This is a genomic window from Microcystis sp. LE19-131.1A, assembly GCF_027532015.1.
In the GTDB taxonomy this organism is placed as follows: Bacteria; Cyanobacteriota; Cyanobacteriia; order Cyanobacteriales; family Microcystaceae; genus Microcystis; species Microcystis ichthyoblabe_A.
This window is the reverse complement of the sequence record NZ_JAPZSS010000297.1, coordinates 1-13,978: the sequence shown is the minus strand read 5'-3', so window position 1 is coordinate 13,978 and position 13,978 is coordinate 1. Positions and strand designations below refer to the sequence as shown.

The following is a 13,978-nucleotide window of genomic DNA, read 5'->3' as shown; positions in this document are numbered from 1 at the left end:
TTACGTATCTCAATGGATGCCAAAGTAGCGGTCAAAGTTGGAGAGTTTGACCGAGGAGGCAAAACGCGAGTGACCACTGTTGCCTTAGACCATGATTTTGAAGCACTCACCACCCTCACCCCCTATGGCATTTTCCTCCCCGAATACAATGAACTGTATTTGTTCTTTGTCAGCTCTAAACTGACCGCAGATTGTATTGTGGATTTATTGGAGCATTGGTGGGCAATGGTAAAAGACCGCTTTGGCCACATTCACAAATTGGTGATTAACCAAGACAATGGGCCGGAGAACCATTCTCGTCGTACTCAGTTTATGAACCGGATGGTAGCCTTTGCCCAGCAGTCGCAATTGAACATTGAGTTAGCCTACTATCCCCCCTATCACAGCAAGTACAATCCAGTAGAACGTACCTTTGGCTGGCTGGAGCAGCATTGGAATGGGAGTTTACTCGATAGTGTAGAAACGGTGCTTCACTTTGCCGAATCTTTGACCTTCAAAGGAAAAAATCCAGTTGTCAAGCTCATTGACAAGGTTTACCGCAATGGGGTGAAGTTGACCCAGGAGGCAATGGCAGAGTTGGAAAAACAGATTAATCGACTTCCCCATTTGCCAAAGTGGTTTGTGGAAATCCCTTATCAACTCACTTAACTATTGGATCATCTTTTTTATGGAGTTCTCTAATTGAGTATTCTGAACCAGTTCGTTTCTTGACACTCACCGGCCTAGAAGCGCGGTGATTCTTCGGGAAGGCACTCATGGAAAACCACTGTGTATGAACTAGGACAAGACTCCTACTCCCCTGGCGATGCCAATTGCCGCTACTCCCGCCTATGTTGTCACAATTGGGGCTACTTTTTTGGTCTGTTGTTCGCTTCACTCGCTTAAAGTCTTTGCTTGTGGGGGCTGGGTCTGGAGTGCTACCGCACCGAAGACCACCGTTGGACGGTGAGCTTTGTTGAACCGTTCGGTCAGCCGCCTTTTAACACAGGTGTCACTGTCCGTTTCACCCACCTTTAAGGTCAACGTAGCTACCCTGATTCTACTAGACATCTCCAAAAATTATAGCTCAGTCACAGCTTGCTTTTAGTCTGTGTACTAATTAGATAGTTCGATAGCTGAAATGTATATCTATCGTTGCTAATTCAATTTCACTGAGGAAATATGAGGCAATTAAAATAATTTTTATTCGGGTAGATTCCTTAACTAGAAAGACTTTTGGTCTTGAGATAATATTAGGTCGAGGTCTAATGTAAAGCCGTCCTTTTAGGACCTGTCCTTTAGTCACATCTTTCTTAACATTTCAAACCTTTGTAGCACAAGGCTTTCAAGACTCGGTTAACAATTTGTAATATTCCTTGTTGACACCCTTACTGACAAAGAAAAAACTGAAATCAAGTCAGGATAAGGGTTGGAGTGCTTACTGAAACAATTGTTAAGAAAGATCCCTATAAGGGATAGCTTTTAGGACGGGGTTTCAAACCCATTTTTCTGATGATTTTTCTTGTTCCAAGAGTTTTTGTAGTTGCTCTAGGGTAGCATCTTTGAGCATCAGGCGATCGCCGTTTTTGCTCACAATCAACACCCGTTCGATCTTCGGGGTTTCAGGAGAGTCAATTTTTCGCTTTAATTGGTACAATTTCTCGGCGATGGCGATTGTTCCGCTAATAATACCGATGATGGTGGCGATGGTGGCAAGGGTTCCCTCTCTCTCCACTTCAGAGATAACTTCGTAGCTGCCTTGCACCCCTTCCATATCTAGGATATCCTGAGCAACTTTGATAGCATCGGCTCCTTGAATTTCTATCTGCATCAGTTTTGTTCCTCCCGTAAGCACCCAAGCAAAATGATCCTAAATCCGTTTATTAAAAACTGATTATCTATTCCCCCTTTTGCCTGTCCTGATATGTAGCCTATACTCAATGAATTTAGTATGACCAGCTTAGTTGGGGAAAAAATCTCAATTACCATCAATAGTTGACCTAAGAAAATATTTCAGTCTCTCCGTCGGGAAATAACCTATTAGAGACTGAAAAATCTTAGTCATTCCATTCCCCTTTGGGTGGTACGGGGGGATTGCGTCGAAGATGACGGGTTAAGTCCTCATCTGGTTGTTTCTCTCCTCTTAGCCACTGTTTAATCGCTGTTTCGATAATGCGACTAGGATCGTTAGTCAGGTGTTTAATCTGGTCTAAAACTTCCGAGTCAAGGTGAATAGCGATTTCAACTTTCTCCGCCGTGCGCTGAGTCGGTGTAGCATTGTCGTTCATAAGCTCTATTAATGATTGCTATCTATCATTCTACCCGTCAGTCGAGGATTCTCATCCAAGAGTTTATCTATAGTAATCCGATTTGGACAAATCATAGAGCCTTTCCTTAGCCATTGCCCTTTGCCTGATTTTGTCAGCATAATCAAGCCTACCATAGTTTCCTGTGGATGCCGAGAGGGAAAGCTAAGGCCAAAACCCTGACTATACTTGCAGTTTAGCTTTTTTTACCTTTTACTTTTCGCTTTTGCTCCAGCCTTAGAGACTTTACCTCTACAATGAATTAAGGAATCTAAAATTTTATAAACCCCTGACTTTTGCCAGCAGTGAACCACGATGACTGACGTTCCCGTTTCTCGCATTCGCAATTTTTCCATCATCGCTCATATCGATCATGGTAAATCAACTCTCGCCGATCGCCTCCTGCAAATTACGGGAACCGTAGCCCAACGGGAGATGAAAGAACAATTTCTCGATAATATGGACTTGGAACGGGAACGAGGTATCACCATCAAGTTACAGGCGGCACGGATGGATTATACCGCTAAGGATGGTCAAAAATACGTTCTTAATCTGATTGATACCCCCGGCCATGTGGATTTTTCCTACGAGGTTTCTCGGTCTTTAGCGGCGTGCGAGGGAGCTTTATTAGTTGTGGATGCGTCCCAAGGAGTAGAGGCGCAAACTTTAGCCAATGTTTACCTAGCACTGGAAAATAACCTCGAAATTATCCCAGTTTTAAATAAAATCGACCTACCCAGTGCCGAACCGGAACGAGTCGCGGCGGAAATCGAGGAAGTGGTGGGTTTAGACTGTAGTGAGGCGATTCGGGCCTCGGCTAAGGCTGGGATCGGTATTAATGATATTCTAGAGTCGATCGTCAAATTGGTTCCCCCTCCCCAAGATACCCTCGAAGAACCCTTCCGAGCTTTAATTTTTGATAGTTATTACGACGCTTATCGAGGGGTAATTGTCTATTTCCGCGTCATGGATGGTCGGGTGAAAAAGGGCGATAAAATTCGTTTTATGGCTTCTGGTAAAGAATTTGTGATCGATGAATTGGGTATTTTATCACCGCAACAGGTACAGGTAAATGAACTGCACGCGGGAGAAGTGGGTTATCTGGCAGCCGCGATTAAAACTGTTGCTGATGCCCGGGTGGGTGATACGATTACTCTAACCGCTAAACCAGCACAAGAGCCTTTACCCGGTTATACAGAAGCAAAACCGATGGTTTTCTGCGGATTATTCCCCACCGATGCTGATCAGTATGCCGATCTCAAAGATGCGCTGGAAAAGTTAAAATTAAACGATGCAGCTCTATCCTACGAACCGGAAACTTCTAGCGCCATGGGTTTTGGTTTCCGTTGCGGTTTCTTGGGACTGCTACACATGGAAATCGTCCAGGAAAGACTAGAAAGGGAGTATAACTTAGATTTAATTACCACTGCTCCCTCGGTAGTTTATCAGGTCACTACCACCGATGGGGAAATTGTCGAAGTGGATAACCCCAGTTTGTTACCTTCCCCACAAAAACGGGAAAAAATTGAGGAACCTTATATCCAAGTGGAAATGATTACTCCGGAAACCTATGTAGGTGCTTTGATGGAATTATGTCAAAGTCGTCGGGGAGTTTTCAAGGATATGCGTTATTTTACTAAAACTCGCACCGCTTTGATTTATGAGTTACCTTTAGCGGAAGTGGTGACGGACTTTTTCGATCAATTAAAATCTCGATCGCGCGGTTATGCTAGTATGGAATATCAATTAATTGGCTATCGGGAAAATGAGCTAGTTAAATTAGATATTATGGTCAATGGTGATCCCGTTGATGCTTTAGCGATGATCGTTCACCGGGATAAAGCTTATTATGTTGGTCGTGCGTTAACCGAAAAGTTAAAAGAATTGATTCCCCGGCATCAATTTAAGGTTCCCATTCAAGCAGCTATTGGTTCTAAAATTATCGCTAGTGAACATATTCCCGCTTTAAGAAAGGATGTCTTAGCTAAGTGTTATGGTGGTGATATTAGCCGCAAGAAAAAGCTGTTAGACAAGCAAGCAAAAGGGAAAAAACGGATGAAAGCGATCGGAACTGTTGATGTACCCCAGGAGGCATTTATGGCAGTCCTAAAACTCGATCCTCAGTAAAATCTTGGGGTGAGAATTAACTCACCCTTTTTAGTTTTAGCAGTGGGGAATTATTATGAAACTTTTGAGATTATCCTATCAAGATTTATCCTCTGGATTAAGTATAGATTCTTGCAAATTTTTTCCAGATTTGAATTTATTAGTTGGTATCTCAGGTGCAGGAAAAACCTCGATTTTAAAGGCTATTAGTAATTTAAAAAGAATCGCTAACGGTGAGTCTATAAATGGAGTAAAATGGGATGTAGAACTTTTAACCAATGATCATGTTCGTTATCATTGGTTGGGTGAATTTGAGGTTAGAAAAGCTCGTTCTCTCATCAAGATTGAAGAAGATGAAGTCAATAGTAATGACGGCGAAAATAAGGTTAGTATAATTAGGGAAACTCTTTTAAAAGATCAAGAGGTTTTGATCGCAAGAAATCAAGAGGTAATTGAGTTTAAACATTCAAAGACACCAAAACTACCATCTTATTTAAGCTGTATAGAGCTTTTCAATCAAGAAGAAGATGTTTTCCCTGTTCGACAGGAATTTAACAAAATGATTTTCAATCCACTTGAGTTTAATATCTCATATTCAACATTTGGTAAAATCCTTAGAAACTACGAATATGCCGAATATAACTCTCTCTCTGAATTACAATCGAGTCAACTTCCTATTTCCGACAAACTGCTGATCACTTATAAAAAATATCCTGATACGTTCGAGATAATAAAGAGAAAGTTTTTAGATATTTTCCCTCAAGTTGAAGATTTAAAAATAGAATCTTTAGAGCCATCCGAACTAGGTGATCTGCTTGTTTCATTAACTAGAATTGGTTTACTTGAAGAGCTACCTCGCATACAAATAAAAGAAAAAAACTCTCATGTCTGGATTGTAGAACCAAATATCTCCTCTGGAATGATAAAAAGCCTGATGTTCTTAGCAACGATCAAATTATCTCCTGATGGGAGCGTTATATTAATCGATGAATTTGAAAATAGTTTGGGGGTTAACTGTTTGGACACTTTAACAGAAGATTTATTAGTTAATTATCGAGATTTACAGTTTATTATTACCAGTCATCATCCCTATATAATTAATAATATCAGTCCTGGCTATTGGAAAATAGTCACTCGTAAAGGAGGAGTAATTCAGGTACACAATGCGGCTGATTTTCATATTTCTAAAACTCGACAAAAAGCCTTTATTGATCTTATCAATGTCTTAGAAGAATTTCCCCAAGGAATTAGTTAATCGATGAATATTTATTTTTTAGTTGAAGGAAGAAGTACCGAAAAAAAGCTTTATAATACAGCGTATCGATAAAACCGAACACTTAAAAACCTTTCAGAAATTTATTAATTTTTGTGATAATATTCGCCAAAATTTCCGATAAATTGATCTCTGGTGCTTCTGCCAAGGATGAAATATAAGCTGATCTAGCATCGTCTCCTGACTAATAGCTGATTGAGAATACAAGACTATGACAAGGCTTTTGTCCTAGAAATTTCTAGTTCGGCAGATTTTTGTAGTATTGTAGTATAATGGTAACTCCAGAAAAACAATCCTAAAAGTGCCGTCAGTCTCTTCAGTTAGCAGTTACCAGATAGAAGTTAAAAATTGGCAATTTACTTGATGTTATGGCTTCCTTAAGGGATATTCTCAGTTACTATCGCAATTATCAAAAAGCCGCCTTTTTGAGCATTGCTGCCTCCAGTGTCTTTGAAATTATCGATCTGATGGTTCCCTACGCTGTCGGACAGATTCTTAATGTTCTTTCCGATCAACCTTTAGATGGATTCGTACAATCTTTAGTTAATCGCACCATGATTTTAACTCCCTTTGCCCCAGAAAAGTGGGTTAGTTTGGCGGTATTATTAGGCTTAATTTTCCTAACCACGGTAATTAAAGCACCAATTCAGCCTTGGGTGGGTGTATGGTTTCACTGGGAAATATCCTTAAGAGCGCGACGAGATCATCTCAAAAAAATTATTGCCAAAATTCTCACCTTACCTCTATCTTTTTACGATGAAAATAATCCGGGACGCATCGCTAACCGGATCGCCAAAGGGATAGAAAATCATACTTGGACTTATCCCGAAGTGGCGGGAATGATGATCCCAAAACTGTTTAGAGTTTTGGGTATCTTTATTGTTATTTGGATAATTCAATGGCAGATCGCCCTCGCTTTTGTTATTTCTTTTGTATTAATTCTAGTTTTTATTGTCAGAGATTTAAAAGATTTAATGCAAAAAGAAAGAATCCTTGATCGGCACATTGAAAATACCCAAAGTCGCAATTCTGAGATTATTACTAATATCAAAACTGTCAAAGCTTTTGCCACAGAAGGACAGGAGTTATATCGTCAGAAACAGCGTTTAGAGAGAGAATTTACCTACGTTGTCTATCGCATTCATAAGGGTTATGTGGACTTAATTACTTGGGAAAAAACCCTCGTCCAAGCTAGTTTATTTGGAGTATTTTTCTTTACTCTCCTAGCCACCGTTCAACAGAAAATCTCGATCGGGCATTTTATCACCACCTATACCCTCGCTAGTATGGCCTATGCGGAATTAGATCCCTTATCCCAAATGGCAGAAACTTTCGCCCGTCGCTATGCTTCTATGGCACGTTTACAGGAATTTATCAACTTACCCAGTGGCACTGATGCCGGTAGTCTTTTAGCCGATCATGCCCAACATAATCCCTATCATTTTACGGGGAAAGTAGAATTAAGTAATCTTAGCTTTGGCTATAGTCCAGAAAGAACCATTCTCAAGGATATTAATCTGCTGATTGAACCCTATCAAACCGTGGCATTAGTCGGAAAATCGGGTTCAGGAAAATCCACTTTAGTTAAGTTACTTTTCCGCTATTTTGAACCGAATCAGGGACAAATTCTGATGGATGGCGAGGATATTCGTCGCTTAGATGTGACTTGGTATCGGCGACGGTTAGCGATTGTCCATCAAGAAGTAGATGTGTTTAATGGTACGGTGTTAGAAAATCTCACCTACGGTAATCCTAATATTAGCTTCGAGAAGGTAGCAGAAGCCTGTAAAATTGCCCGTGTCGATGAATTTATTCATGAATTACCTAATGGTTATTCCACTATTGTAGGGGAAAGGGGCGTGCGTCTTTCGGGGGGACAAAGACAGCGTTTAGGAATTGCTAGAGCTTTAATTGTCGATCCAGATGTGTTAGTTTTTGATGAGGCCACTTCTAGCTTAGATTATGAGTCAGAAAGAGCCATTCAACTAGCCATGAAATCCATTTTAGGCACTCGCACCACAATTATTATCGCCCACCGTCTCAGTACCGTTCGAGAAGCGGATCAAATTGTCGTCTTAGATAATGGTCGTATTGTCGAGATCGGTAGCCATGATCAATTATTAAATCAGCAGGGAATCTATCAACGTCTCCACTCTTTGCAAGAAAGCGGTGAACTGGTTTAGTCTTAAAATAGTCTCCGATAGCGGACCGAGAAAATATATCTAATGGGAGTTGATACTATGTCTAACGAAACCGTTACCTATTCCCTAGAAGCTGTTTTGACAAGGATTGAGGGGAAAATTGACAATCTCCAAAAAGATGTTAACCAAAAATTTGACAGTTTCCAAAAAGATGTTGACCAAAAATTTGAAAGTCTCCAAAAAGATTTTAACCAAAAATTTGACAAACTCGACGAACGATTAAATAAGCTAGAGGTGGGACAGGCAAAGTTAACTGAAAAGGTTGAGGGCATCGATAATCGCCTAAAATCAGTGGAAGGAACCCAAAAAAATCAGGTTTGGACATTAATTATTCTTTTGGCAAGTGCGGTCGCCTACGGCGCGGCGAAGCCGACCGCTACTGCTGGTTGGAAAGTATTTTTTTCAGGTAATCCCTAGAATTAAACAGTGGCTATTAGTCACAGTTTCAAGTTTTGTCGGGGTAGTGATTCGGTAGTAGTGGCGTAGCTCTCTTGCTTATCTAGCCTGAATTGTGTAGAATATTTACTAATAAAAATAATTGCTTGATAAATGTTAAAGATTTGCTTTTTATGATTACTATTTTTATCAATATCTTCTCTTGTATAATTAAACTTTGGTTAAATTATGATGGAGATTCAGAACATTTTCTTCTGACAAAAAATTAATAAACTTCAACATCTTGTTGTCCTAAATTCGGTTCTTATTTATGAAAATATAGCTGTCATACGTCATATTGGCGTAAATTTATTGTCCCAAGAAAAGACTGCCAGGGTAGGCATTGAGAACAAGCGACTTACTGCTGGTTGGAATAATCACTATCTGGAAACTGTTCTTGGTTGTCTTAATATTTCTACGAACCAAATGTTATTAAACTTTGGACAAAAGAAAACCTAATTGGCGTAAAAGTTACACCAATTAAAATCCTGCTTTTTTTGTTACTATCAGTTGCTGTTGGAAAAATCAGTTCGTTGGCTTATAGTTTATAATACCAGCTTTGTTTTTTGATTTTGCTTTGTTTGATAACGAATCAGATGACAATGGTGCGGAATCAATATTGGTTATGGCAAAACGCTCCTAAGAACCGCTATTTTTCAGCTTTTTTACGCGCTGAGAAAGAGGAGATATTGTCTCCAATTAGATTTGCGTAAAAGGGCTCTTCTAGAGTAGCTATGATATTTTAGCAGAAAATAGTCCACACAAGCTTTGCCAAGTAAGGCTCACCAGAATTAAAAAAAGCAATTTTAATAAAAAAGCTTTTTGCTTTGTTCGATCCTAGTCTATTTAAGGGTTTAGGCTCATTGAAACTACTAATTTGCCATAACCAGTCTAGGAGAACCCGTAAATTTTACGCAAATCTTTTTTTCTTTGTCCAAAGTCCAAAAATGTTAAGAATTGTGTGCGACTGCTCTGAAATCGCTATAATCATCCCAGCAGAGGCGATAGTAATCCCTCGATCATCCACTGGTTAACGATCGCTAATAATTAGACAAACTTGGTTTTCTCAAGCGGTTTCGAGACAGCGAACCCCTGAGTTTCCCGGTCGACCATGGACGGTGAGCTTGTCGAATCCGTCGATTGAGCCGCCACATTTCCACAAGCTCAATGACCACTAGCCTTTTTTCGGAGTCGATCGAACCATGTTGCAAGGATGGATTCAAATCGCGCTCACGATCCTGATAATCGTGGCAATCAGCCCCTTTTTCGGGCGGTATATGGCGAGGGTTTTCATGGAACGGAGAACCCTACTCGACCCACTGTGCGATCGAGTCGAGAGTCTTCTTTACAGCTTCGTCGGGGTGAAAGGGAAAGAGAATATGACCGGCTGGCAGTACCTCCGCGCCGTTCTCTACAGTAACGCGGTGATGGCAATTCTGGTTTTTTCCCTGATTGCGGGCCAAGAAGTCCTTCCCCTCAACCCGACGGCGATCCCCGCTCCCACTTGGGACACCACGCTACATACGACGATTTCCTTTATCACCAACACCAACCAACAGCATTATTCCGGAGAAACCACCCTCAGCTACGCGAGTCAGATCTGGGGACTCGGCTACCAGATGTTCACCTCGGCCGGAACCGGTCTAGCGGTGGGGATCGCCTTTATTCGGGGACTGACAGGGCGACCGTTGGGCAATTTCTACGTGGATCTGATCCGAGCGATCACCCGTATCCTCTTACCGATCTCGATCGTGGGGGCAATGGCCCTGATCATCGCCGGAGTTCCGGAAACCCTCGCGGGCCCGGCGATCTTGCCGACGCTAGAAAACCCCAACCTCAGTCAGGCGATCGCCCGCGGTCCAGTGGCCCACTTCGAGATTATTAAGGAATTGGGAGAAAACGGCGGGGGATTTTTCGCGATCAACTCGGCCCACCCCTTAGAAAATCCGAACGGATTCACGAATCTCGTGCAGTTAGTGGCGATTTTATCGATTCCGTCCTCGTTAATCTACACCTACGGGGTTTTCGCCGATAATCTCAAGCAAGCTCGGTTAATCTATCTAATTCCCCTCGGTATATTCATCGGCTTTACGATCATCACAGCGATCGGGGAATATAACGGCAACCAGGCGATTAACTCGCTGCTAGGGGTCGATCGAGCGGTTAACTTTGAGGGCAAAGAAGTACGCTTCGGTTGGGCGCAATCGGCCTTGTACGCGGTAACTACCACGGCCACCATGTGCGGTGCGGTGATCGCCATGCACGATTCCTTGATGCCGAACGGCGGCTTCGCCACCCTCTCGAATCTGTTCCTGCAAATCGTTTTCGGAGGCCAGGGAACTGGCACCGCCTACCTGTTTGCCTATCTAATCCTCGCAGTATTCGTCACCGGGCTAATGGTGGGAAGAACCCCGGAATTCCTCGGGCGCAAAATTGAGAAACGGGAAGTGGTGTTAGCGAGTTTTTTAATTCTGCTGGTTCACCCGATCGCCATCCTTATCCCCGGAGCGATCGCCCTTGCTATCCCTGATTTTCAAGGCATCAGTAACCCCGGCTTTCACGGATTATCTCAAGTTATCTACGAGTACGCTTCCGCCGCCGCCAATAACGGATCGGGCTTCGAGGGACTAGGAGATTCCCAGCCCGCACCACTTGCGATCGCGGCTGGGGCGAAACCGACGATGACCGCTCTCTGGTGGAATCTGAGCGCCTGCTTCAGTTTACTCGCCGGACGGTATATTCCGATCGCCGCCCTGCTCTTCTTAGCCGATGGGATGTCCCGCAAACAACCAGTTGCCGCCACCACTGGAACCCTCCGCACCGATACCGGACTCTTTACCGGCGTGACGGCGGGGGTGATTTTAATTCTCGGTGCGCTCACTTTCTTGCCGATATTGGCCCTGGGTCCGATCGCGGAAGCCTTTCAAATCACCCGGATGATCGGCTAGGAGTTTGGATAATTTATGAGAACGAACAGAGGAAATTCTAAGTCCCCCCGCCCGTTGCGAGTGCCGAGAGGTCGCCGGGACGACCGCCGCCATACCCCCAAGGTAAACCGGACCGGTCTCTATCAAAGCGCGATCCGGCAGTCCTTCCTCAAACTCGACCCGCGCATCGCCGTGCGTAACCCTGTCCTATTCGTGGTCTGGTTGGGAACAATCGTCACGGCCCTGGTGACGATCGACCCGCATCTATTCGGCACGATCGCTGGGGAGAGGGGACAACAACGGCTACTTAACGGCATCATCACCCTGATCCTCTTCTTGACGGTGCTGTTTGCCAACTTCGCCGAGGCGATCGCAGAGGGACGGGGAAAAGCCCAGGCCGATGCCCTACGCTCCACCCGCAGCGACACGATCGCCCGAAAAATCCTGGCCGACGGCTCGATCGAGTCGGTCAGTTCCACGGCCTTGCATCGGGGTGATCGGGTAAAACTGCTGGCCGGGGACGTGATTCCCGCCGACGGGGAAGTGATCGAGGGAATCGGTTCGGTGGATGAATCGGCGATCACCGGAGAATCGGCCCCCGTCCTCAAACAACCCGGCACTGACATCGCCAGTTCCGTCACCGGTGGTACGCGGCTTCTCTCGGACGAGTTGACAGTGCGGATCACCCAAGATCCCGGCCGGGGTTTTATCGATCGCATGATCTCCCTGGTGGAAGGGGCCGAGCGCACGAAAACCCCCAACGAGATCGCGCTGACGGTACTTCTGGCTGTGTTAACCCAGGTCTTTTTAATTGTCGTGGCCACGATTCCCTCGATCGGGAAATATATCGCTGGTTTCCTGGAAACGAGCCTCAGTCCTGCGGTTGCGGATACCTTTCGGGCCGGCTCCAGTATCGCCATCTTGATCTCCCTCCTCGTCGCCCTCATTCCCACGACGATCGGCGGTTTATTGAGTGCGATCGGTATCGCCGGGATGGATCGTGTGGCTCAGTTTAATGTCATCGCCACCTCCGGGCGTGCGGTGGAAGCCTGCGGTGACGTAAATACCCTCCTTCTCGACAAAACGGGAACGATCACCCTCGGCAACCGGCTAGCTGACGAATTTATCCCCGTCAACGGTCATAACCTCGAGGAATTAGCCCGCGTCTGTCTAGCGGCCAGCCTTTTCGACGAAACCCCGGAAGGACGCTCGATCGTTGCTTTAGCCCGGAATTTGGGCGCAAACCTCGATATCGATGGCCAACCCGGCGAGGCAATCCCATTCTCCGCTCGTACCCGCATGAGCGGCACCGATAGGGACGGGGAGGAATACCGTAAGGGAGCCGTAGACGCGATTAAAGGTTTCGTCCGTTCCCGCGGTGGTTCCGTTCCCGATACCCTCGATGAGGCACAGGAAAGGGTTTCCCGTTTGGGGGGGACTCCTCTGGCCGTCTGTCGGGGTAACGATATCTACGGGGTGATCTATCTCAAGGACATCGTGAAGCCGGGATTAAAAGAGCGTTTCGACCAATTACGGCGCATGGGTGTGAGAACGATCATGCTCACCGGCGACAACCAGATCACGGCCTCGGTGATTGCGGCGGAGGCGGGGGTGGATGATTTTATCGCCGAGGCCACCCCAGAAGATAAGATCGAGGTGATCCGTCGCGAGCAAGCCAAGGGCAAGTTAGTTGCTATGACGGGGGACGGAACCAACGACGCACCGGCACTGGCCCAGGCTAATGTCGGTGTGGCGATGAACTCCGGAACCCAAGCGGCAAAGGAGGCGGCTAATATGGTGGATCTCGATTCCGACCCGACCAAGCTGATCGATTTAGTGACCATCGGCAAACAGTTATTAATTACCCGCGGCGCCCTGACCACGTTTTCGGTAGCTAACGATATCGCGAAGTATTTCGCCATTATCCCGACGATTTTCGCCGCTGCCGGGATCGGTGCTTTAAATATCATGGGTTTGAAAAGCGCTCAATCGGCGATCGTCTCAGCCCTGATCTACAATGCCCTGATTATCCCCGTTTTGATTCCCCTAGCACTTAAAGGCGTTCAATTTCGCCCGCTCACGGCTGACCAACTATTGCGGCGCAATATCCTCATCTACGGCGTGGGAGGCATGATTGCGCCGTTTATTGCTATTAAGATTATTGATGAGATAATTTCAGCGATCGGGTTGAGGTAATGGCAAAATCGGCAATATTTAAGCCTAGTTTATTCGGATTGAAGCACTCGAATCGGGATTTTACCCAAAAAGAAACATGGGGTAAAAATCAATTTAACTCCTCATTTCCAGCTTCTTTGTGCGCTTACTTGGATGGGAAAGGACTGAAAAATGTATATCTGAAACTTGACGAAAATTTAAAAATTCAACCGGCGGAGTTAAGTACACAAGAGTTATACGGTCTAGCTCCCGATTCCGATAATTTATTTTACGCTTTCGCGAGTCAATTTAGAGGAGGGAGCAAAATGATCACAATCGATTTATTCGCTGGTTGTGGTGGTTTATCTTTAGGTTTCCAGAAAGCGGGGTTGGCTCTTCTCGACTTTGTGTGATAATTTTTGCTTATAGAATCATGAAATGCTTACTGGGAAAGACTTTTAGGACTATTTTGCTGAAGAAACTATCAGTATAGACCCCGTTTCCACACAGAAACCAGAAGAGCCCGGGGTTTACTATTGTGGCTGCATTTGATAATTGGATACCTGCTATAGATGTCTATAGAAATAAGGCTCTTCG

9 protein-coding genes and 1 pseudogene are annotated in these 13,978 nt (G+C 44.6%); 8 read left to right on the top strand and 2 right to left on the bottom strand.

Going from position 1 to position 13,978, the window contains the following annotated elements; genetic code table 11:
* Positions 1–648 (top strand): ISAzo13 family transposase (locus O9323_RS20905; RefSeq protein ID WP_502846435.1); only part of this gene is annotated, 648 nt, incomplete at its 5' end.
* Positions 649–1,474: 826 nt separating this feature from the next.
* Here O9323_RS20905 and O9323_RS20900 read toward each other — a convergent pair.
* Both O9323_RS20900 and O9323_RS20895 read right to left on the bottom strand, forming a co-directional pair.
* Positions 1,475–1,810, bottom strand: a complete 336-nt coding sequence (locus tag O9323_RS20900; RefSeq protein ID WP_288125704.1) for a hypothetical protein — start codon at positions 1,808–1,810, stop codon at positions 1,475–1,477.
* 226 nt (positions 1,811–2,036) lie between these two features.
* Entirely contained in the window at positions 2,037–2,267 is a 231-nt protein-coding gene (locus O9323_RS20895) for a type II toxin-antitoxin system CcdA family antitoxin (protein ID WP_002732463.1), read from the bottom strand.
* A gap of 333 nt (positions 2,268–2,600) precedes the next feature.
* Here O9323_RS20895 and lepA point away from each other — a divergent pair, with 333 nt between their 5' ends.
* The 7 genes and pseudogenes from lepA to O9323_RS20860 form a co-directional block, all read left to right on the top strand.
* Positions 2,601–4,412 (top strand): translation elongation factor 4, encoded by a 1,812-nt coding sequence (gene lepA / locus O9323_RS20890; RefSeq protein WP_288125703.1) that lies wholly within the window; start codon positions 2,601–2,603, stop codon positions 4,410–4,412.
* Between the two features lie 55 nt (positions 4,413–4,467).
* The gene (locus tag O9323_RS20885) at positions 4,468–5,646 is read left to right on the top strand and encodes an AAA family ATPase (RefSeq protein ID WP_288125702.1); all 1,179 of its coding nucleotides are present in this window, start codon (positions 4,468–4,470) and stop codon (positions 5,644–5,646) included.
* A gap of 386 nt (positions 5,647–6,032) precedes the next feature.
* The gene (locus O9323_RS20880) at positions 6,033–7,847 is read left to right on the top strand and encodes an ABC transporter ATP-binding protein (RefSeq protein WP_288125701.1); all 1,815 of its coding nucleotides are present in this window, start codon (positions 6,033–6,035) and stop codon (positions 7,845–7,847) included.
* A 57-nt stretch (positions 7,848–7,904) separates the two neighbouring features.
* Complete coding sequence (locus tag O9323_RS20875; RefSeq protein ID WP_288125700.1) at positions 7,905–8,282, top strand: hemolysin XhlA family protein; 378 nt, start codon at positions 7,905–7,907, stop codon at positions 8,280–8,282.
* A 1,220-nt stretch (positions 8,283–9,502) separates the two neighbouring features.
* Positions 9,503–11,248 (top strand): potassium-transporting ATPase subunit KdpA, encoded by a 1,746-nt coding sequence (gene kdpA / locus O9323_RS20870; RefSeq protein ID WP_149107611.1) that lies wholly within the window; start codon positions 9,503–9,505, stop codon positions 11,246–11,248.
* Positions 11,249–11,263: 15 nt separating this feature from the next.
* Positions 11,264–13,423, top strand: a complete 2,160-nt coding sequence (kdpB, locus tag O9323_RS20865) for a potassium-transporting ATPase subunit KdpB (RefSeq protein WP_288125699.1) — start codon at positions 11,264–11,266, stop codon at positions 13,421–13,423.
* Positions 13,423–13,782, top strand: a pseudogene (locus tag O9323_RS20860) (HindVP family restriction endonuclease); the annotation flags it as partial. The gene kdpB and the pseudogene O9323_RS20860, both read left to right, overlap by 1 nt.
* Between the last annotated feature and the right edge of the window lie 196 nt (positions 13,783–13,978).

Coding starts and splice junctions, on each gene's coding strand:
- O9323_RS20900 (WP_288125704.1), bottom strand. CDS start 1,810: ATGCAGATAGAAATTCAAGGAGCCGATGCTATCAAAGTTGCTCAGGAT.
- O9323_RS20895 (WP_002732463.1), bottom strand. CDS start 2,267: ATGAACGACAATGCTACACCGACTCAGCGCACGGCGGAGAAAGTTGAA.
- lepA (WP_288125703.1), top strand. CDS start 2,601: ATGACTGACGTTCCCGTTTCTCGCATTCGCAATTTTTCCATCATCGCT.
- O9323_RS20885 (WP_288125702.1), top strand. CDS start 4,468: ATGAAACTTTTGAGATTATCCTATCAAGATTTATCCTCTGGATTAAGT.
- O9323_RS20880 (WP_288125701.1), top strand. CDS start 6,033: ATGGCTTCCTTAAGGGATATTCTCAGTTACTATCGCAATTATCAAAAA.
- O9323_RS20875 (WP_288125700.1), top strand. CDS start 7,905: ATGTCTAACGAAACCGTTACCTATTCCCTAGAAGCTGTTTTGACAAGG.
- kdpA (WP_149107611.1), top strand. CDS start 9,503: ATGTTGCAAGGATGGATTCAAATCGCGCTCACGATCCTGATAATCGTG.
- kdpB (WP_288125699.1), top strand. CDS start 11,264: ATGAGAACGAACAGAGGAAATTCTAAGTCCCCCCGCCCGTTGCGAGTG.